Here is a 21,542-nt window from a genome sequence, read left to right as displayed (position 1 = left end):
GACGCGGAGTAGAGAATAAAATGAGTTGGTTTGAGAAATTAGTTCCCTCCATCATACGTACCGAGGCGACCGAAAAGCGTAATTCCGTACCAGAGGGACTATGGAGCAAATGTCCGCGTTGCGATGCCATTTTGTTTAACGCGGAGCTAGTCAAAAATCTGCATGTTTGCCCCAAATGCGATCACCATTTGCGGATTTCCGCCCGCACCCGGCTGGAACTGTTTCTGGACGAAGGCGAGCGCGTCGAAATCGGCGCCGGTTTAAAGCCCAGCGATCCTTTGAAATTCAAAGACAGCAAACGATACAAAGACCGTATCAGTCAGGCGCAAAAGCAAAGCAACGAAAACGACGCACTGGTGACCATGCGAGGCTCGCTGCACGGACGTGGCATTGTCGCGGCGGCTTTCGATTTCAGTTTTATGGGCGGGTCCATGGGGTCGGTGGTCGGCGAACGTTTCGTGCGCGGTATCAACGAAAGTTTGCGCTTGCGCTTGCCGTTTATCGTTTTTACCGCCAGCGGCGGCGCGCGGATGCAGGAATCTTTATACTCCTTGTTTCAAATGAGTAAAACCAGTGCCGCATTGGCTAAATTGGCCACGGCCGGGATACCTTATATATCGTTCATGACCGACCCGACCATGGGCGGCGTATCCGCCAGTTTGGCGATGTTGGGCGACATCAACGCTGCCGAGCCCGACGCGCTGATCGGTTTTGCCGGTCCCAGGGTGATCGAGCAAACCGTCAGGGAGAAGCTTCCGGAAGGCTTCCAGCGCAGCGAATTTTTGCAGGAGCACGGCGCAATCGACATGATTATCGACCGCCGGGAAATGCGCGATAAAATAGCCGGCATTTTAGCGATTTTGTATCCTGTTACCGAGACCGGCGGTGACCGGTTCGTCGATGCGCAAATCATGGTAGACAGCGAGAGCGCTACGATCTAAGCCGCAATGGCGCGTTTCGCCGCTCTGCAGGATTGGCTGCTTTGGCAGGAACAATCGCATCCTCGGCAAATCGATCTGGGGTTGGAACGGGTTGCCGGGGTTTATGCCAGCCTAAGGCCGGCGCAACCCGACATCCCCACGATAACGGTAGCCGGAACCAACGGCAAAGGCTCCTGTGTAGCGTTCTTGCAAGCCATTTACTTGGCGCAAGGCTATAAAGTCGGCGCATATACGTCGCCGCATATATTGCGCTACAACGAGCGCATCCGCATCGATGGTCGGGAAGCGGGTGACGCCGAGATATGCGAGGCGTTCGAGCGGATAGACGCAGCGCGCGGCGATACCAGCCTCAGCTATTTCGAATTCGGCACGCTGGCGGCATTGGAAATTTTCGACCGTGAACGGGTCGACGTCCGGATTTTGGAAGTGGGTTTAGGCGGGCGTCTGGACGCGGTCAATATCGTAGATCCGGATGCGGCTTTGGTTACGACGATAGCCATCGACCACGTCGATTGGCTGGGGGACACCTTGGAAGCCATAGGCCGTGAAAAAGCCGGCATCTTTCGTGCCGATACCCCTGCCATTATCGGCGACGCCAACGTTCCCGATTCCTTACTGAAGGTAGCCCAAGAAAAACAGGCAAGGATTGCGCAAATCGGTCGCGCGTTCGGTTACCTCAAAACAGCGGCTGGATGGGACTGGTGGACGGACAATCAGACGCTCGCCGGCTTGCCTTTGCCGGCTTTGCAAGGCGAACATCAATTTAGAAATGCGGCGGCGGTGCTGCAAGCCGTACATAGTTTGCAAGCGCGTTTGCCGGTAGATGCGGCCGCGATGGTGTCAGGATTGCAAACGGCTCGGCTGGAAGGGCGTTTTCAGCTGATTCAGGGCGAGGTGCCGGTCCTTTTGGACGTGGGGCACAATCCGCAAGCGGTGAGCACGCTGCTCGAACATTTGTCGGCTCATTTCGCCGGCGTAGCGGTGCGCGCCGTGTTCGCAATGATGAAAGACAAGGATATTGCCGGCGTCGTTGCGATGATGCGCGACCGGATAGTCGAATGGTATCTGGCGCCTTTGCGCAATCCGCGCGCGGCAAGCGTAGAGTCGATTGCCAGTTTATTGAACGAAGCAGGAATCGGCGCGATAAATCGTGGCTTCGCGGATGCGAGCGCGGCCTTTGTTGCGGCCCGGCAAGCCGCGAAACCCGGCGAGCTGGTTCTGATTTTCGGATCTTTTTTTCTCGTATCGGAATATTTGTCTCAGTTTGATCAGAGGTGAGGACCATGGATCAAGAGCTAAAGCAAAGATTGATAGGCGCGGCGGTCATTACCGCGTTGGCGGCCATATTCGTGCCGATGTTGTTCGACGATCCGGTCGACGAATCGGGCAAAATCGTCAACGAATTGAAAATGCCGGAATTGCCGGGCAAAGCGCAGGATGTGGAAATCATGCCGTTGCCCGAAAAGGTGGAGGACGTGGTGCAAACCCCGCCGGCTCCTGAAGCGTCCGTAACCGAGCCCAAGCCACCGGTATCTGATAACGAGTCCGAAGAGGACGCTGAAGAAGGATTCGCGCCAAGGCCGCAGATTACCGCGAACGATACCAAACCGGCACCGCCGCAAAAGCCGAGCGGCGAACCCGCGCCGCGCTGGGTGGAACCGTCCGAGGACGACGATGTGGCCCCTCGCCCGCAACCGGAAGCGGTCAAACCGGCTAAATTGCCGCCGGCAACAGAAAATGCCAAGCCGGCTAAACCGGCGATTGCGGAGCCGATTGCCAAACCGGCGCCGGTTCAAGTCGAAAATGCTGCGGTGCGCTGGTATTTGAATGCCGGAACGTTTGGCCAGAAAACCAACGCGCTGGCCTTACAAGATAAATTAAAACAGCAAGGTTTTGCCGCTACGCTCAAAGAAGTTGCCGGCGAGAAGGGCACTGTTTATAAAGTGCGGATAGGTCCGATGCTGGATAAGGCCAAGGCGCAGGAAGTGAAAGCCAAGCTAAGTCGCATCAACGTCAACAGCTTCGTTTCCGGCGAAGAATAGGCGTGCATGGTAGTTCCTGCGGTGTCGCTTACGGGGGGAGTCATGCCGCAGCTGGCTATGTTCGAACAGATGATTTGGGTGGATTATCTGATCGCCGGTTTGATATCGGTTTCGGCCGTGATCGGCTTGATCCGCGGTTTTATCAAAGAGGCGTTTGCGCTGTTTACCTGGATGGCGGCGGTCGGCGTTGGGGTGCATTACAGCAGAACGTTCGCCGTGCTGTTGGAAAATACCATCAGCTATCCGTCGGCGCGTATAGCCGGGGCATTTGCCTTGTTGTTTTTCATGACCTTGCTGCTGGGTGGGGTGATCAGCTACATCTTGGGACAGTTGATCGAGAAAACCGGATTGAGCGGCACCGATCGTTTGATAGGCATGATGTTCGGGATACTGAGAGGCTCGGTATTGGTCGCGCTGACGGTGATGCTGGCCGGAACTACGCCGTTGCCCGAAGATCCTTGGTGGCAGCGTTCGCTGTTGATACCGCCGTTCCAAGCGCTTGCCCTATGGCTAAAAGGCCATATTCCGCCGGATTTGGCGGGATATATACATTTTCACTAACTTGCTGACAGCTCCAAATAGTATGTGTGGTATCGCCGCAATAGTATCCAACCAAAACGTAAACCAAGAGCTGTACGACGCGCTCACCGTCTTGCAACATAGGGGGCAGGACGCCGCCGGCATCGCGACTTGCGACGGCTCGCGCCTGCATTTGCGCAAGGAGAACGGCTTGGCGCGCGACGTGTTTTCCGCCAAGGAGATGCTCAAGCTCAAGGGTAATATGGGCATCGCTCATGTGCGTTATCCGACCGCCGGTTGCACCAGTTCCGAAGAAGCGCAGCCTTTTTACGTCAATTCTCCGTTCGGCTTGACGCTGGCGCATAACGGAAATCTGACCAATACCGAAGAGTTAAAGATTCAGGTGTTCGTCGACGACCAGCGGCACATCAACACCGATTCGGATTCGGAAGTGCTGTTGAACGTGTTTGCCCACGAATTACAGCAAACCGGCCGTCTGACCTTGACCGTGGAAGACGTATTCAAAGCGGTGACCATGGTGCATAAACGTTGCCGCGGTGCCTATGCAGTGGTGGTGATGATCGCCGGCTTCGGCGTACTGGGTTTTCGCGACCCGCACGGCATTCGGCCCATCATATTCGGCGAGCGCAAAAACGAGGAGGGCGGTTCGGACTACATGATAGCGTCCGAAAGCGTGGCGCTGGACGTGCTGGATTTTCGCTTGCTGCGCGATATTTCGCCCGGCGAAGCGGTATTCATCGAGGCTAACGGCAAGCTGCACGTCAAACAATGCGCGGAAAAAACCAACCACAGCCCTTGCATTTTCGAATACGTCTATTTTGCCCGCCCGGATTCCATCATCGACAATATTTCCGTATACAAGGCCAGGATGCGGATGGGTAAAAAACTGGCAAAAAAAATTCTTAAGGATTGGCCCAATCACGACATCGACGTGGTCATCCCGATACCGGATACCAGCCGTACCGCCGCGCTGCAAATCGCCCACGAACTAGGCGTTAAATTTCGCGAAGGTTTTATGAAAAACCGTTATATCGGCCGTACTTTCATTATGCCCGGACAAAAAATGCGTAAAAAGTCGGTCAAACAAAAGCTCAATGCGATTTCCTTGGAGTTTGCCGGCAAAAACGTATTGCTGGTGGACGACTCGGTGGTCCGCGGCACTACCTCCGAACAAATCATTCAAATGGCCCGCGACGCCGGGGCGCGCAAAGTCTATTTTGCCTCTGCGGCGCCGCCGGTGCGCTACCCTAACGTGTACGGCATCGACATGCCGGCCGCGCGCGAATTGATTGCCCATGGCCGTAGCGAACTAGAGGTTTGCAAAGCCATAGGCGCCGATAAACTGATTTATCAGGATTTGGAGGACTTGATCGATGCGGTCGGCAAGGGCAATCCCGGCATACGCCAATTCGATACCTCTTGTTTCAGCCGCGAATATGTAACCGGCGACATCGACGACGACTATTTGGCCCGCATTGAAGCGTTACGCAACGACGGCGCGCAGGAACTGCGCAACGGCTCCAACACGATTGCTCAAAAATAACGGCGGTAAACGATGACAGAATTCGAATGGCAAGATTACGCTCTGGAAACACAGGCAATTCGGGCCGGTCAGCGTCGCACGACGGAAGACGAACACAGCATTCCCATCTTCGCTACTTCCAGTTACGTATTCGACTCGGCCGAACAAGCGTCCCTGCGCTTCACCGGCAAGCAGCCGGGCAATATCTATTCGCGCTTCACCAATCCGACGGTATCGGCCTTTCAAGAGCGTTTGGCGGCGTTGGAGCAAGGCGAACGCTGCGTGGCGTTCGCTTCGGGCATGGCGGCCATCATGGCGGTAGGCATGGCCTTGCTGAAAGCCGGCGATCATGTGGTGTGCTCCCGGTCGGTATTCGGCAATACGGTTTTGTTGTTTCAAAATTATTTCGGCAAATTCGGCGTCGAAAGCGATTTCGTCGATTTGACAGATCCGTCTGCCTGGGAAGCGGCGATCAAACCGAATACCCGGTTTTTATTTTTGGAAACGCCGTCCAATCCGCTGATAGAAATCGCCGATATTCAAGCATTGGCCGACATTGCGCACTGCCACGGTTGTTTGTTGATCGTGGACAACGTATTTTGCACCCCCGCCTTGCAGAAGCCTTTGACCTTGGGGGCCGATTTGGTCGTGCAATCGACGACCAAATATATCGACGGACACGGCCGCTGCGTGGGCGGTGCGGTCATCGGCAGCGCCGAGCTGATCGACAAAGAAATCTACCCCTATCTGCGTACCGGCGGCGCGACCATGAGCCCGTTTCACGCCTGGGTATTCTTGTCCGGTCTGGAAACCTTGGCGCTCAGGATGCAGGCCCACTGCGACAACGCCTTTCAGCTCGCCAAATGGTTGGAGCAGCAACCCTCGGTGGCCAAGGTTCACTATCCGGGGCTGGCCTCGCATCCTCAGCACGCATTGGCGAAGCGGCAGCAAGGCCATTTCGGCGCCGTGGTCAGCTTCGAGCTAACCGGCGGACAAGGCCACGCCTGGCGCCTGATCGATTCCACCAAGCTGCTGTCGATCACCGCCAATTTAGGCGACGTCAAAACCACCATCACCCATCCGGCGACTACCACCCACGGCCGCCTGAGTGCACAAGCTCGGGCGCAAGCCGGCATCAAAGATAGTTTGGTCAGAATTTCGGTTGGACTGGAACATTTGGACGACATCAAAGCCGATTTGCTGCGCGGTTTGTAATGCCAGGCCGGTACAAAGTGGGCGCATCGCCCGGAAACTATAACCTTGCCGCTTTGTGCCGAACCAAGGGAAAGACAGCCCGGTAAAGTTTTTGTCTATTGACTAAGCGCACCCTTCTGGGGCCAAATATGTGCTGCTTATCCCGACTGTGAAGCGCTAGACAAAACTTTCCTGGTTGCGGGCCTGCTACTTGCTTGAGGCTGCGAATGCCGTTGCGGAAGCGAACCGGATAGTCGTTTAGGTTTGCACCGGAAAGTGAGGAACAAGCGCCGTTCGTGGAGGCTAGTTGCGCTGGTCCATAGTGTCGTTGCATGCGAGGCGGATGGCTACAGCGGGTAGCCGGCCTTGGTTTGGGTTTTCTGCGCAATGTGTTGCAAGGCGGTCTTTTCCGAATGAGAACAGTCGTTCTAGTCCCCATCCACCTGGATGCGCTTTACGTCAAGCAAGGGCGCCGAGTCGCCGAGCCGGGCGCCGATTTTTCCCGCTTGCCGTATTTCGACGGCACGCGCGACGTCAACAGTTCGATTGCCTGGCTTAGCGAAGCCGTCGTGACTCAACCTTTCCAGGACCGGCATTTTTTTCTGGAAAAAGGCATACACCTGCATTGGGCGTTTCCGGCGGCATTGACCCGAGGCGCCGACGGCGGCGGATTTCCGGCGTTGCCGGATCGCTGGCTGATTACCCAAGGCCGCGAACGCGGTGGACGTAGGCAAATCGAAAGCCAGTGGATCGTGGAGAGCAACTATCTGTTCCCCGAGGACGATTCATCGCAAGACCCTAAGCATCGCAGCATCGCTTACCCGTTTTGGAGTGAGCAAGACGCGCAAGCAACTCAGCAGCGACCGTTTCGCCGCATGGGCAGAGCGATACCGCTCAAGCAATGGCTGCAGCAAGACAGAAGCCGCAACGACTATCTGAATCCTCCCCCTAGCGCCGTCGGTTACGGCGAGCCGAGTTTCGCTGCGTTTTACCCCAACTGCCACAGCGTGTTCGGGTTTTACGATCCGCGCTTCGCCGCCGGCATGCCTGACGGCTTGTATTATCAAGTCATTGGTTGGTACGACGATGGCCGGCACGACTACTTGCAAATCTTGCTGCAGCAGGCCAGAGCCGGGCGCTCGCAGGACGAAACCGGCAAGGATTTGATGAGCAAGGTGCTGCGCGACAAGCTGGATTGGACGGTCGGCAACGACCCGCCGGCCGACGCCTTGCTGGCCTGTTGCGGTCAGCTGGATTTCAGACCGGACAAGGAGCAGGAGCCGGTGTGGACCCCGCAGCTGGCGGACCCTAAAGTCAATTTCGGCGCGACGCTGAGCGAAGCCTTATCCTGCTTCATCGCCTCCGAACTCGGGCGAGAAGAAAGTCAGGACCAACGGCCGTTCGACGCGATTAAAGCCGAAATCGAAGACCAGCTGGAAGCGGCGATGCTGGCGCCGCAGTTGGATTACCGCAAACTGGATTTGGCTGCGAAGTTTGCCGAAGCCCGCCATGCCGGCGGCTTTGTAGGTGTGCATGCCGGTTTCCATTGGTCGGTCAGGCCGCAATCGGCAGCGTCCGCCGCTACCGGTAACGACGAGGTGCAACCGGTAGCGCTCTGGCCGGACGTTGCCAGTAGCTTGGCCGAGTTAAACACTCTGCAGCGCGCTTACAACGCCGCATGTGACGAAATAGATGCGATGCGCCGGCAGTTGTATGCCGATTGGTACAAATACATGCTGAGCGTGTACCCGCCGGAGAACGACGAAGCCGATTATCCGCCCATCGCGCAAATCCGCTATTACATCGAGCACCAGTCCTTGCCGGCGCTGGAAAAAAAACTGGCGCAAACCGGACAGCTCGAGTTCGACAGCCAGTCTGCGATGCCGGTTAGAGCGAGTGGTGCACCGCACACCATCGCGATTCGTATACAACGGGCCGTTCTGGGTTTGATACAGCAACTGGCCGAACACCACGACACCAATCCGCAATCGCACTACGTGTTGCAACCGATTGCCGACCCGCGTTATTGGCGGCCGACCGAGCCGGTAGTACTGCTGACCGGGGAAATGGTGGATACCGAAGACTGGCATGCCCGTAGCGCCGAGTTGGATAAAGATAACAAACTGATCTGCCACACCCTGGACATCGGCCGGGAAACTTTGGGCGAAGTGGTCGAACGCCTGGCGCAAGACCTAGACGCCAGCGGCAAGTTGAAACCGGTCATTTGGAGCGAGCAGCCCTGGCATCCCTTTATGCTGCATTGGGAAGTGGAGCTGACGCCGTCCAAACATCTGGGTAATTTGACAACCTCCGGCAGAAATTATGCCCCTGAATTCATCAGGCGCAATTACACGCTGAAACGCAACGCACCCGATCTGACCCCTAAAATCGACGAGCCGGCGCTGGCGCAAGGCGCTTATCTGTATAGCGGCGCATCGCTGTTAACGCCCCAGGCTATCGATTTGTATGTGGAGCGGCTTAAAGATTATCTGGACAAGTTGGACCAACGCGAGCGCCGCGGCGAACTCGGCCGCACCGCGCTGACTAAGGCCACCCGCGACCGCTTGCACAATGCCATGGACCAGCTGAAGGCGCAACGATTTTTATGTCTGGCGCAATCGCTCAGCGGGTTTAACGACGCGTTGCTGATGCACAAACAAACGCTGCAGTTGCCGATAGACGATCCCATCGGTTTCGCAGATCAGCGCCGGTTTGCGGCGCGGGTTAGAGCGGCGGTCGGCGATCAGATTTTCAGCGCGCCTCAGCCTTACGACGATTTCAGCCCCATCCGCAGTGGCGAATTAAAAATTAAACGCTTGCGTTTGATCGGTACCTTCGGGCGGATCAAGGATTTTGATTGCACGGAATGCGGCAGCGCCAATGCTATGCCGGCCAAAACCCGCGACCGTTACGCCAGCATCGTTTTGCCGCCGCGACTGGTGCAGCCGGCCCGCCTGCAGTTTCGCTGGCTGGCGGCGCAAGACGGGCAAATGGAAACGAATGCGCATCCGGACAGCTCGCCGATTTGCGGCTGGGCCTTGGCGAATACCTTGGATAGCAGCTTGTTTTTCTACGACGCCGAGGGCAAGGCGCTAGGCTATCTGCAGCGCGACGCCAGCCGTTTCGTGCGCTGGCGTTCGGCGCCGGGCCTGCAGCCGGCCGTCGTGCAACTAGAGCAAATCGGCAACCCCCATTTGCGGCGCTTGATCGGTTTTTTGCTGGCGGCTTCGCCGGCTTTTTTCGATCAGTTGCTGACCGATCTGGTCAACGCGCAAATGCTGATCGAACCCGAACAGACCGCCGACGCCTTGCTGCTGGGCCGGCCCTTAGCGTTGGTACGTGCCAGCTTGAGCCTGGAATTGCAAGGGCCGTCGGCCACCCATCAAGGCTGGAACGAGTTTCGCACCAGCCTAACTCAGCACAGGCCGATCGACGACCAGTTTACCGCCGTTAAATTCCCGATCCGCTTGGGCGAGCAAGATCAATTGAACGACGGCCTGACCGTGTACTGGCTGGAGGACGAGCAGGGCGGTTATCAAGACAACGCCTACGTGATTCCGGTTTACGATCCGGCGACCGCGCCCGGTTCCGCACTTAAGTGCGATTTTTTGTATCAATCGGTAAACGACGTGCCGCTAACCGTCGGCATGCTGATCGATCCGCGCGGTCTGGTGCATGCCAGCAGCGGTATTTTGCCGGTCAAAGCCATCCAGATTCCGCCGCACCAGTATGCCGCCGCGCTGCAGCACATCGAAACCATGCTGTTGAGCGCGCCGGTGCTGGTCGATCAACGGGCGGACGCCAGTCGGCCAATAGGCTTGCCGGTGTCGGACGCGCCCGGCATCACTTGGTCGTGGATAGACAAACAAGGCCAGGATTGGACTAGCGTACCGATCAGCGCCGGTGGTTTGTACACGCCGTTTACCGCCACCCCGGAACTGCGCGAGGGCTGGCTGAAATTAACTCCCCATCCCACTGACGACGAAAAAACCCAAGGAGCTGAGCAACCATGACCGACCTGGATTTGTTGTTGCATTTACCGTTGGACGAAATTCACGGAACGGCGCTTTACGATACCACCGATGCCCGTCGCAACGGCGTGGTGCATGCCGCAGCCACGCTGACTGATCCGGAATTCGGACTGTGCCTGGAGTTGACCGGCAATCGCGACTGTTACGTGGAATTGCCGGTTCTGGGCGACGTTGCAGCCGCCAGTGAAGCGTTAACCTTGATGATGTGGATCAAGCCGTTGGCTGTAGAAAAAAATTTGTGTCTGCTGCAGATGCCCGATCCATTTGCCGGGCCGGACCGCATCTGGGCATTTAGCCTTAAGCGATTGGCGGACGGTGAATTGATGCTTTTGGCATTCGACGGGGTTACCGCTAAGGGTAGCGGCATCAGCGACAGCATCTACGACGTACGCATCAAGACCCGCGACTTCGAATGGATGCACGTAGCCTGGGTCAGAGCGCGCAACGGCGACGTCAGAGCGTATTTGAACGGAATCTCCGCGAGCGATTTGCAAAGCCAACGCTCGAATTTCGAATGGCAAAGCGCTGCGCCAGACGGCAGTGTTGCTAGCAAGCAGCCCGGCATGCTGGCGCGATCTACGCCGATCAGCGAACAGATTGGCGATGCCTTCGTCGGCCGCATGGCGCAGTTCCGGGTATACAAACGGGCCTTGTCGGCTGAGGAAATTAACTGGGACATGGAAGCCGACAGGCCGGTGGCATACCGTTACCGCATCACTCACCCGTTAGATTTCGTGCTGGAAAATCGCGATGCCGACCCGACCCTGTTCATGGACGATCATCCCGACGGCCAAAAAATGTATTTGCGGGTGCAAAACGTCTCCAGCGCCGAATTGCATTTGGTTCCGCTGCTGTCGGATGTGCCTAGCGCAGACAACTGCCACTTCGAATTGACTTTTCGCCCCGGCGCTATCGCCCCCGGCGAATTGGCCAAGATTACGTTGGAGGGCAATCCGCCGGACTGGAAAGTCGGCTACAAAACCTGGACCAGTCCAACCGACGGCGATTCGCTGTATTTTTTGTGCACAAAACCGGGGCCGATTCCGAAAGCCGGTTTGATACTGGGTTTGGAGCACGTACAGGCGGATTTTCGTTACGGCACCCGCAGCACGCTGGTCGACTTCGGCTACCGTAATTTGCAAAGCGGCGGCGGGGAAACCGTCGCCGGCGGAACGCAGCAAAACCTGAATTTGGTCAACCATTTGGGGCGGCGTAACATCCCACTGCACGTCGGTTTCGCCGGCAGCAACGTATTGCTGAACAATAGCGGCAGAAGCCAAACGCCGTTGCGCTTGCGGGTGACCAACGTGGTGCCGGATCAAGCCTTGTTCGACGACGCTCGCCCGCGTCCGGGCAGCGGCGTGATGCGCTTCGACGCAAATTCGCAATTCATACTCTCCTTCGACGAAGCCGAAGGCACCGATTGGGCGCTGACTACGCCGGACAAACTAGGCGCCATCGAGGTGCGCTACGACAAGGGCAAGGTCGGCGAGCAGTCGCCTATGGCGCAACGCATCGCCGGCTCGCAGCAAAAGCCGTGGCAATGGCTGTTGGATTTGGCCGATTTTCAACTGGAGCCGGGCGAATATTTGGAAATCCGCTTGGACAATGTCTCGGCGACCGGTGCTTACGGCCATTCCAACCTGTATTTGGATTACCGCAACATACCCGGCTATTGGGACGGCCGCTTCACCTGCGTCATCGATAAGGCGCCGTTCGCTTGGGTGGATAACAGAGTCGGCATAGGCGTGACCCCGCCCAGCGCGGAACTGGACGTTAAAGGCACGATCAAGGCGGACAATTTGTTCATTTCCCGCCGGCCACCGTTGTCGCCGATGCAACTGGAAGCGGGCTGGCAAATTGCGGACGAGCAAAAACCGCAGTATATGGTGGACGCATTAGGCATGGTGCATCTGTTCGGGCAGGCTTTTTATCAGTTGCCGACGAATTGGCCGGAAAAAGAGGAGTGGTTGAGGAAGTGGCAGAATTGTCTGACGCTGCCGGGGTTGTGCGCGCCGGGGCCCAACCGGCAATTGCGCTTTCCAAACCGGGTGCAATGCGTGATCGCCGGTAGCCCGACACCGACGCAAATATGGAGTCTTTTGTATTTGAACGGCGATCCGTTGCGGTCGGCAAGCTTGGGCGTCAGCATTAACTCCGTATTTTCACAGGCAATGCTCAATGCCATGTATCAAGTGCATGTGTTTTTAGACGGCATTACTTACCCGGTTGCGGGTTGAACCCCGATTGCGCAAAGGCCTATTTAGACGACTGATACCAAGTAGTGAGTAAGCGGATAATGAAAAGAAGTTATGACGACGGTGATGATGATAACTCGCAAGACAATCCTTACAAGAAATTTAAACCTCGCAGCTATAGTAAAACTGACCGATCTGCAAAACCGACAGGTATCAATCCTGCCGACTTAGGAACAGCGGACCGCGATGTTTATGACAAGCTTAAATTGGTAAACAAAGATCACCCGCTATGGACTTGGTTCGACGGTGATGGCAGAACGGCGCTTAACAATGTGGTAACGGATACGGTAGATGCCGACACGTTCAATAATTTGAAAGCCACTTATGTGAGAGCACAACAGGAAAAGGATGCGCGCGATGTCATCAAAAAAGCCAACGAGGATGTAATAAAGGCCGCTTTAGCCCGCAGTTCGTCGCCGAAAGCTAACGACAAAGACAGTTTTATCATCGCCTTCATGAGCATTGGTTCGGGCGATTGTATTTTCATGCGCACCCCGGCTGGAGATACGGTAGTCATCGATTGCGGCCAACGCAAATCGCCGTCAGATCCGAATTATCAGACCACGATTAGCGATGTGTTGGTTGGCCCGAATTTTTTGAATGGTCGGAAGAAAGAATTGCATACTCTGATCTTAAGTCATCCCGACTTGGATCATTACAACGAAGTAACGAGGATAATAGAACCGGTGGTCAGCAAGGTAAATAATTTATTTTTCACCATAAAGAAGAGCGATTATGCTGAAAATAAAACCTTCGACTATATGGACAAGGCCGGTATCGTCAATCGAGTGTCTATTAATACTGCTCAGGTCAGTTTGGAATCGAGTGCCGGAGACGACTGGAAAAAATTGTATCCGGTAACCGGAAAATCGATCCGAGTCGTCAATGAAAGCAGTTGCAGCATCGATTTGTTAAGCGGCGAGGTGGTCAAGGCTTATGCCGACACCGAAGCCAATGCCGCCAGCATCGTTACCTTGGTACAAGTCTATGGCCGAAAAATTTTGTTATGTGCGGATGCGACTTACTCCACTGAAGATTTTCTGACTGCAAACCATACCAACTTGCTTAAGAATGTCGACCTTATGGAATTGGAACATCACGGTTCCGGCACCGAGCACGCAGGGGATAACTTTGTGAAATTAGTGAATCCTTATTTGGCCGCTATTAGTTCCGGGCCGCACGAAGGCGATACCAACCCGCGTTGGAAGACCGTAGAAAAGTATGTAAACGCGACGAAATTGAGCGGCAGAACCACAGCGTATCGTTTGTGCAACAGCATGGATGAACACGATATCAAATGTGGAGGAGATGACGGCTGGCTTGACATGGCGGGTAGCGAATGGCGCAAAACCTATAAAGCCTTCGGGGTTTATTCAACCGACAGCAACGGCCATTTGTATTTCACCATCAATTCCGCCGGCGATTTGATCAGGGAAGTGACCGAAAAAAAGACTCGGACTATCTATAAAATTTCCAAAACCGGGGCGTTTAGCAAGGATGTCGTCAACATATGAGGTTGACCGGTCGAATGCGCGTTTGTAGCCGGGGTGTATCGACTCATCCCGACTCTATTTCATCGATTCGCGGCTGCCGCCGGGAGCGCTTATGAATACCGAGGAACTTTACCGGCGTTTGCTCGCCGACGGTAAATTGCCGGGGGGAGAGGCCAGCTTAACTTTGGACAAAGCCTATCTTGCCGGCTTATCCAGCGCGCAACTAAATACCGATAAAGTTCGCGATAGCGTCGCCGGCTATTTCCCGCGCGGTACGTTGCGTCTGAGCCGGCTTGCCGTCGTCAATCCGCCGTCGACCGGCGGGCGCATCAGCCTGCAAGGCTGGGGCAGCGAGCCGCCTGTAAACGGTATGGCAGTTAGTTTTGAACTTTGGTGCGAGCCGGTCGGCGGCGGTTACGAATTGCATTTGTCGCTGACCGCCGGTTTAAAACCGGAAGACAATTGGACCTTGGCCGGCGGTTTCCCGTTCTATCTGAACTCGCTGTTGGCCGATCTGGAATTTTCCGCGCCTAACCAACAATTTCCGTTTCTGGTGTTGAATTCGCACGATAACGACGAGGCGAAACGCCCGGCCGGCATGCTGTTCAACGGCTTGTTGGCGGCGGACTCGGTCAAGGGCAGCAATCCCCGCTTGTTTTTCAGTTCGGCAGCCGAGGGCAAGTACTTGCCTCTGTTCGGCAGTATCGCCGCGTTCGCGGAGGACGAGGACGTTACGGTTGTCGCGCCGTACGTGTCGTTGTACGGCGGCTTGCCGCAAGCGCCGGATGCGCCGCTGGGCGGTTTGTTTGCGGTCGAGAACGTGCAATACGTGCTGAAAGCCGCGCCGCGCTTCAGCACTGCGACCGGCCAGCGGGAGCCGTCCTGCAATTTGACCTGGACCGCCGATTTAGTGGTTGAGGTGCCGGCCGGCAATGGCGGCGAATCCCACCGTTATCAAATTCCGCTCGGTGCGGAGGTTTATCAGGCAGAAGGCGCGCTGCGTTTCTGGTCCGATCTCAGTGAAGGCATGGACTTGGCCTGGGACGTGGTGGCCGGTTTCGTGCCCGGTTGCCGCCTGTCGTTGCCGACCAGCGATTTTCAGCCAAAAGGCTTGGTCACTCTGACCAAATTGGAACTGTTGGCGGAACACAAAAGCGACGGAAGCTTCGAACTGGATTGGGTCAGCCTGAATATCGAAACCAACCAGGACACTAACCGCTGGGTATTGGTGGACAACGTGCTGGCGTTGAACGCCATCGACATCGATGTGGTGATCAGAAACCCGGCCACCCGGCCGGGGATTAATCTGGCCTTGTCCGGCTTGTTCGGCATAGGCAAAACCGGGGTGTTGCGCCTGACCGCCGATTTCGATTATGCCGGTGGGGAGACCGATTACGGTTTCAGCGGCCAGTTGATCGACAACAGCGAAATCGACATCATCGAAATTCTGGATCATTTCGTCGGCCAAAACCAACATCCGCAATTGGAAAAATTGGCGGTGCGGGATTTCGCCTTTTCGGTACGGCCCAAAGCCAAGCTCTATCAAGGCGAAATCCAACTGGAAGGGGTCTGGACTATTCCCGAGCTGCCATCCTTCGCCTTGCGCGGGGTGTTTTTCAAGCTCAACCACGCCGGGGAAACCCACACCGAATTTCAGGCCGTCGGCTCCTTCGATTTGGCCGACGCCCGCTTGTTCGTGGAGGCGGATTACGTCAGCAACGGCAGCGGCTGGAGCTTTGCCGGCGGTACTTACCAGCAGAGCAAGATTCCGGCCGGCCAATGGTTGGTGGGAATAGGCGAGCTGTTGAAGCTACCCGATGCTGCGCAGTTGCCGGGGCCGGTGCGAGAATTGCAGCTGTACAACTTGGGCGTCAAATTCAACACCGCAACCCAAGATTTTTCATTTCACGCCACCGCACAATTCCCGATAGACGGTCAGGTGGGTAGCACTAGTTTGGCCACATTGACCGTGCGCGCCGATCTGACCAAAGTGCCGGAACAAACCGCGCACAACTTGACCTTCGGCGGATCGCTGCACGTGTTGCAGCGCGATTTCGAAGTCGGCTTCGGTAGCTACGCCGATGGTACCAGCCTGCTGGTGGCGTCTTACAGTAGCGCCGGTGCCGATAAAGTGTATTTGCGCGCCTTCGTCGCCGAAATTTCCGAATCCGTCTCCAAGCTGATTCCGGCCGACATTCATATCGGTCTGGATCACGTGCAACTGGCTTTCGGCAAAACCGGCGAGGTCAGCAAGTTCTTGTTCGGCATGGAATTGCAAGCCGGCTTGGAGCTGTCACAGTTGCCGCTGGTCGGCGCCGCGTTAGGCCGTAGCCAAACCTTGAATGTGGTGTTCCAGCTGTTGGCTGGCAGCGCCGATTTCGAGGTCGCCGAAATCCAGCGCATCAACGCGCTGAGTGCCGATACCGCCACCAAGCTGGCGGAAACCAAGTTCGATACCGCCAGCGGCAAGGTCAAAGTCAATGCCGCCTTGCGGATGGGCGAGATTTCCGAGCAATTGGATTTGCCGCTAGCCACCAACATCGAGCAAGCCGCCGCCAACGGACAACCGGCCGGCTCGACCGCGCCAGCTATCGCGGCTAGCGGCGCGCAAGCGCAGTTGGTGGTTAAATGGTTCAATCTGCAAAAGAATTTCGGGCCGGTGCATTTTCAGCGCTTAGGCATAGGCTTGTCCGGGCAAAACCTGGATTTTCTGCTGGATGCCGCGCTGATGGCCGGCGGCTTGAGCATTAGCTTGCAGGGCTTGGCCGCCGAGTGCGCGCTGAGTGCGCTGAGCAGCGGCGAGTTCAAACCGACCTTCCATTTGAACGGGCTCGGCGTGGATTTCAGCGCCGGCGCCTTGAAAATAGGCGGTGCGTTGCTGCGTATGGCAGAGGGCGAATACGACGGCGCACTGAGCATAGGCTACAACAAACTGGCTATCGAAGCTTTGGGCGCTTATCGTACGTTGAAAGACCCGGCGACTCAGCAAGAACATCCGTCGTTGTTCGTTTACGCCTTGATCGATTATCCCTTGGGCGGCACGGTGTTTTTCTATGTGGAAGGATTGGCTGCCGGTTTTGGCTACAACCGTACCCTGAACATACCGCAGATCGATCAAGTGGCTGAATTTCCGCTGGTCAAGCAAGCCATTTCGCCGCCCAGCCCGCCGAGTACGCCGATGCAGGTGGTCGAGCAGCTCAGCGCCGCGATTACCCCGGCCATCGGCGAGTATTTTCTGGCCGTCGGCGTGCGCTTCAATTCGTTCAAGAATATCGAAGGTTTCGTGCTGCTCAGCGTGTTGTTCGGCCAGCATTTCGAAATCGACGTGTTGGGCAAGGCTACCTTGATTGCGCCGCCGCGTCAGACCAACACCGGCAAGCCGCCGCTGATTTCGGCCAGCTTGGCCTTGATCGCCCGTTTTGTGCCGGACGACGGCGTGCTGATGGTGATGGCCAAATTGCTGCCGGATAGCCATGTGTTTTCCCCCGATTGCCACATCACCGGCGGCTTTGCCTTTTATTGCTGGTTTGCTAATCATAAAAATAAAGGCGATTTCGTATTGACGCTGGGCGGTTATCACAAGGATTTTAAGGTACCCCCCCATTATCCGCTGGTGCCGCGCATTGGCATGAACTGGCAAGTCGACGCCAATTTGTCGGTCAAAGCCGACGCCTATTTCGCGCTGACCCCGTCAGCTTTGATGGCCGGCGGGCATTTGCAGGCTGTTTGGCAACGCGATCACCTGAAAGCCTGGTTTATTGCCGGGGTGGATTTCCTGATCGGCTGGCAGCCTTACTTTTATAAAGGCGAAATCGGCGTCTCGATAGGCGCTTCCTACACCTTTAAATTCTTCGGCTGGCACACCGTCAGCGTGGAACTGGGCGCGCTACTTATTGTGTGGGGACCGCCGTTCTCCGGGGTCGCCAAGGTGCATTGGTTCGTCATTTCGTTTGACGTAACCTTTGGCAACCAGCAGCGTCCGGTGCCGCAAGCTTTGACATGGTCGGAGTTCCAACAATCGTTTTTACCCGCCACTGCCGACATTTGTGCCGTGACGGTGACGGCGGGCAAAGTGGCACGTCCGGCTCAAGCCGACCAGCAAACTAACAGCAATTCGGCGACCGATTTAGGGGCGATCAATCCGCGCCAATTGGTCATCACGGTTAATTCGGCGATACCGATTACCCAGCCGGAAGGGGCTTTGCTCGGCGCGCCGGTTGAGGCCCCCGGCGTGGTTGAGCCGGTGTTGGGCATAGCGCCTATGAATAAAGCGCGGGTGGCGTGGGATATGCACCAAGAGATCATTATCAAGTTCGGTAGCGACGATGTCAGCCGGAAATATTTTCAGGCCGTGCCGATTCGGCAAGCGGTGCCCGCCTCGCTATGGGGCGAGAAAATGGACCCCGCCGAGCGGCATCAAGACCTGTTGCAAAACGCGATTTGCGCTTACGAAATTCGGGTGATCAATCCGATCAAGGCACACGCCGAAGAGGTCGAAGTCGCCGGCGGCACCGCGGACCCGCACCGGCAACGCTTGGTTCCGGCAAGTTCGAACGTATCCCAAAGCTTTATTCCGGCTGAGGATCAAAAAGGCCGGCTGGATAAGGTGAAGACTACTTTGCAAGCTCCGACGGTGAGGCAAGCGCGGCAAAACGTGCTGCAGGGCCTGTATGCCGGCAACGACGGCGATTGCAGCAGCGTGACGGTAGCGTCTTGGCTGAGCGAGCCGGTGTTGATGGAATGGCAGAAGGCTGGCGCGGTTTCGCGTCCAGCGGCATAGGCAGATTGGCTTAGAACAGGAGGATCAAAGTATGGCGGAAACGACGTTCACCCAAGATGCCCAAACCCAATACTTTTTACGCAAAGAGCACCGGCCCACACTGCCGGCAGGTGCTTACACACTGGTCGCAAATTGGCGGGTGGCCGTCGACCAAAAAACCGAAGTTCAACACGACAGCAAAGTCGAATTTTGGGTGGCCGGCGAGCGTTTCAGTTTGAATCCTGCCGACATTCATTCGGTGTACCCGCCGCAGGGCGGGCGCGGCAGTTACGAAAACAGCTTGCCGCACGTGATGTTAAGCCGGGACACGCTGCCGTGGGAGCGCAGCGCCGAGCGCGGCAGTCACGCAAACAATTTGCCAGCGACGGGCAAGCAGGCCGACGACGACGGCAAAGCGCCTTGGCTGGTCTTGTTGTTATTGCACGAAGCGGAAGCCCAACAGAGCAAGGTCTACACCACCACCTTGGGGAAGCTGCCGCCGCAGGCCAGAGAGTCAGAGACAGGCGAGCATCTCTCCGGCCAGCACGATTCCGATCCGGTTCAGGCCATTGATGTGCCGGCGCAGATTCTGCACGACTGCATGCCGGACCTCGACGAGCTGAAGCTGCTGTGCCACGTGCGCGCCCGGCAGGTCGACGGCCAGGCGATGGAAAGCGTGGCGGTTGTACTTGGAAAACGCTTGCCGGCCAAGGGCCGCAACACCGTGCATCTGGTTTCGGTGGAAAATCGCTATCGCAGCCACGATTTCGACAGCGGCGGCCAAGCCGGCAGCACCTTGGTGGTGCTGCATAGCTGGAGTTTTAGCTGCGAATGCGCCGACCACCCGGAGAGCGAAACCTTGGCCGGTTTGTTTTCACGGCTGGGTTCGGGCTGGTTGCAATTGCCGCCGGCCTTGAATCCGGATGCCGAACGCTATCTGAATCGAGGCTTGGTGCCGCTGCAGCACACATTTCGCAGCGGCGAGCGCGGTGTCTCCTGGTACGCCGGTCCGCTGATTCCGCCGCGCTCTTTGCTTGCCGCGCCGCTAGCGGTGAAATTGCCGGCGGCCTGCGCCGATAGTCTGCTGGCTTACGAAGCGGAAATCGGCATGCTGACGGTCGGATACGCCGCGGCATGGGAACTGGGCCGCTTGCTGGTGTTGCAAAACCGGCGCATTCTGGGCGCGTTGCAAAAGTGGCGCCGGCAGCAAATTCACCACGCCCATGCACAAGCGGCGGCGGCCCCTGGCAGACCCGGCAGCCACTTGCCGAGCGTGCAATGCGCTTGCGTTTGCGAATGTCCGCAGCCGCCTGAGGAATTGACGCAATGGTTACAGGATTTACAGAAATTCAAAGGCGTACCTCTGAACTATTTGTTGGCGGACGAGCGCATGCTGCCGCCGGAGTCCATTCGGTTTTTCACGGTTGATTCGCTGTGGATGCAAGCCCTGATCGACGGCGTTTTCGGCGCGGCGCGGGTGCCGTCCACCCATCAAGCCTGTTGCGAAGACGGCGAAGCCGCGCTGTCGGAGCAGTTCGCCAATAAGAAACTGACCGGCTTTTTATTGCGTTCCAACATCGTGGCCGGCTGGCCGGGGCTGCAAGTCTTTGTGACGGCTGCCGATCAAACCCGCTTGCCACCTTACCACTACGCGCAGCTGTCGCCGGCCGTCGCTCTGTACTTGTTCGAAGACGAATTTACGGCTTTGACTATTCAGCAGACCCCGGACATCTTGCATATGTCGGTGGAAGGACAATTGCAAAACCCGCAAATATGGAAGAACTCGTCCCTGCGGGTACTGCAATTGAAGACCTTTAACCAAGATTCCTCGCATTTACTGGCGCGCCAATTACTCGGAAGGATGCAAAAATTCGAGGTGGCGGTGCAGTGGCGCTAACCATCGGTTTGATAAGCAAGTTTGCCCTTTGTTTACCGGCAACTATTTAGCCTTGGCACAAATTCCCGTCGGAGGGGAATGCCGCCTCTTTCTTTGTAGGCGCTGAATAGTTGTTTTGCTATCGATGCGGCTGCGGCTAGAGCTTAGGGAGCATGCAGAGGTTCGGTCGAAGCGCACGGCGTCAATCTTTCGCTAACTGCTACTGCGGTGAGCTACCGGCTTTTGCTCTCGCTTTTAAGAGTTGCGACTAAGGCGTCGAACCGATTCGATGCCTTGTCGTCGGTCAATTCCACGCAAGCGGAGAATTGATTTTCCGTGGCGTCGACCAGGATTCCGCGGGCACTGGACGGCACTTGATCAATGGCCGGCGCGGCTTTGAAATACTCGTCGTCGCGATGGTTTTCGATGGCTTCGAAATCGCTTTTGCCCAGGCACAGTGTGCCAATAATGCTTTTGATAATATCGACGTGAGAAATACTTTAGATCAATTGTGTGTTAGATGACTTAAGCGTTTTTGGTAAATAACATAGTTTTTCGATATTTTATACTCCTCTGTCTAGCCATGTGTTTGCACTTTTTGTGGCGTCCGCAATTACGCACACTCGACGATGAAATAGCTTCATAGTTCGCACTTCAATTTTCTGTTTTGATCAACATCTCTGCGCCTTGCGCTCATATTGATTGATCGGCTCCAAATCAGATTGCCGAAATTTGAGGTGCGGCGAGTATGGTTTCACCAACACGCACGATATAATCCGAAAAATACCGCTCATTCGGTCGTCCGCTGTAATTCAATGTAATCATCCGTAATGGATATGTTGTTCAAGGCAGATAACAATAGACTCTAGTTATACGGAGTCTTTAT

At 56.2% G+C, this 21,542-nt stretch carries 11 protein-coding genes; all 11 read left to right on the top strand.

Annotated features, from left to right (window positions below):
• Positions 1-20: 20 nt before the first annotated feature.
• The 11 genes from accD (at position 21) to F1E05_RS13040 (ending at position 20,677) form a co-directional block, all read left to right on the top strand.
• On the top strand, positions 21-941 hold the full coding sequence (gene accD / locus F1E05_RS13090; RefSeq protein ID WP_150049153.1) for an acetyl-CoA carboxylase, carboxyltransferase subunit beta: 921 nt from the start codon (positions 21-23) through the stop codon (positions 939-941).
• Positions 942-947: 6 nt separating this feature from the next.
• Positions 948-2,219, top strand: coding sequence for a bifunctional tetrahydrofolate synthase/dihydrofolate synthase (gene folC / locus F1E05_RS13085; protein ID WP_150049151.1), 1,272 nt, complete (start codon positions 948-950; stop codon positions 2,217-2,219).
• Between the two features lie 5 nt (positions 2,220-2,224).
• Positions 2,225-2,983 (top strand): SPOR domain-containing protein, encoded by a 759-nt coding sequence (locus tag F1E05_RS13080; RefSeq protein ID WP_150049149.1) that lies wholly within the window; start codon positions 2,225-2,227, stop codon positions 2,981-2,983.
• A 42-nt stretch (positions 2,984-3,025) separates the two neighbouring features.
• On the top strand, positions 3,026-3,544 hold the full coding sequence (locus F1E05_RS13075) for a CvpA family protein (RefSeq protein WP_232056650.1): 519 nt from the start codon (positions 3,026-3,028) through the stop codon (positions 3,542-3,544).
• A gap of 22 nt (positions 3,545-3,566) precedes the next feature.
• The gene (gene purF, locus F1E05_RS13070) at positions 3,567-5,066 is read left to right on the top strand and encodes an amidophosphoribosyltransferase (protein ID WP_150049147.1); all 1,500 of its coding nucleotides are present in this window, start codon (positions 3,567-3,569) and stop codon (positions 5,064-5,066) included.
• A 12-nt stretch (positions 5,067-5,078) separates the two neighbouring features.
• Positions 5,079-6,260 (top strand): O-succinylhomoserine sulfhydrylase, encoded by a 1,182-nt coding sequence (locus F1E05_RS13065; RefSeq protein ID WP_150049145.1) that lies wholly within the window; start codon positions 5,079-5,081, stop codon positions 6,258-6,260.
• A 392-nt stretch (positions 6,261-6,652) separates the two neighbouring features.
• Complete coding sequence (locus tag F1E05_RS13060) at positions 6,653-10,252, top strand: hypothetical protein (RefSeq protein ID WP_150049143.1); 3,600 nt, start codon at positions 6,653-6,655, stop codon at positions 10,250-10,252.
• Complete coding sequence (locus F1E05_RS13055; protein WP_150049141.1) at positions 10,249-12,510, top strand: LamG domain-containing protein; 2,262 nt, start codon at positions 10,249-10,251, stop codon at positions 12,508-12,510. Before F1E05_RS13060 ends, F1E05_RS13055 begins: the two co-directional genes overlap by 4 nt.
• Before the next feature lie 224 nt (positions 12,511-12,734).
• Positions 12,735-14,042: a ComEC/Rec2 family competence protein gene (locus F1E05_RS13050; RefSeq protein WP_150049139.1), complete on the top strand. Its 1,308-nt coding sequence runs from the start codon at positions 12,735-12,737 to the stop codon at positions 14,040-14,042.
• A 91-nt stretch (positions 14,043-14,133) separates the two neighbouring features.
• Positions 14,134-18,801: a DUF6603 domain-containing protein gene (locus F1E05_RS13045; RefSeq protein ID WP_150049137.1), complete on the top strand. Its 4,668-nt coding sequence runs from the start codon at positions 14,134-14,136 to the stop codon at positions 18,799-18,801.
• A gap of 31 nt (positions 18,802-18,832) precedes the next feature.
• Entirely contained in the window at positions 18,833-20,677 is a 1,845-nt protein-coding gene (locus F1E05_RS13040) for a hypothetical protein (protein ID WP_150049135.1), read from the top strand.
• Positions 20,678-21,542: the final 865 nt, after the last annotated feature.

The sequence above is a fragment of the Methylomonas rhizoryzae genome, from assembly GCF_008632455.1.
GTDB lineage: Bacteria > Pseudomonadota > Gammaproteobacteria > Methylococcales > Methylomonadaceae > Methylomonas > Methylomonas rhizoryzae.
The sequence above is the reverse complement of the archived record's forward strand: the minus strand, read 5'-3'. Positions and strand labels throughout refer to the sequence as shown.

Excerpts from the sequence above, each read along its gene's own strand:
- accD (WP_150049153.1), top strand. The coding sequence starts at position 21 with ATGAGTTGGTTTGAGAAATTAGTTCCCTCCATCATACGTACCGAGGCG.
- folC (WP_150049151.1), top strand. The coding sequence starts at position 948 with ATGGCGCGTTTCGCCGCTCTGCAGGATTGGCTGCTTTGGCAGGAACAA.
- F1E05_RS13080 (WP_150049149.1), top strand. The coding sequence starts at position 2,225 with ATGGATCAAGAGCTAAAGCAAAGATTGATAGGCGCGGCGGTCATTACC.
- F1E05_RS13075 (WP_232056650.1), top strand. The coding sequence starts at position 3,026 with ATGCCGCAGCTGGCTATGTTCGAACAGATGATTTGGGTGGATTATCTG.
- purF (WP_150049147.1), top strand. The coding sequence starts at position 3,567 with ATGTGTGGTATCGCCGCAATAGTATCCAACCAAAACGTAAACCAAGAG.
- F1E05_RS13065 (WP_150049145.1), top strand. The coding sequence starts at position 5,079 with ATGACAGAATTCGAATGGCAAGATTACGCTCTGGAAACACAGGCAATT.
- F1E05_RS13060 (WP_150049143.1), top strand. The coding sequence starts at position 6,653 with ATGAGAACAGTCGTTCTAGTCCCCATCCACCTGGATGCGCTTTACGTC.
- F1E05_RS13055 (WP_150049141.1), top strand. The coding sequence starts at position 10,249 with ATGACCGACCTGGATTTGTTGTTGCATTTACCGTTGGACGAAATTCAC.
- F1E05_RS13045 (WP_150049137.1), top strand. The coding sequence starts at position 14,134 with ATGAATACCGAGGAACTTTACCGGCGTTTGCTCGCCGACGGTAAATTG.
- F1E05_RS13040 (WP_150049135.1), top strand. The coding sequence starts at position 18,833 with ATGGCGGAAACGACGTTCACCCAAGATGCCCAAACCCAATACTTTTTA.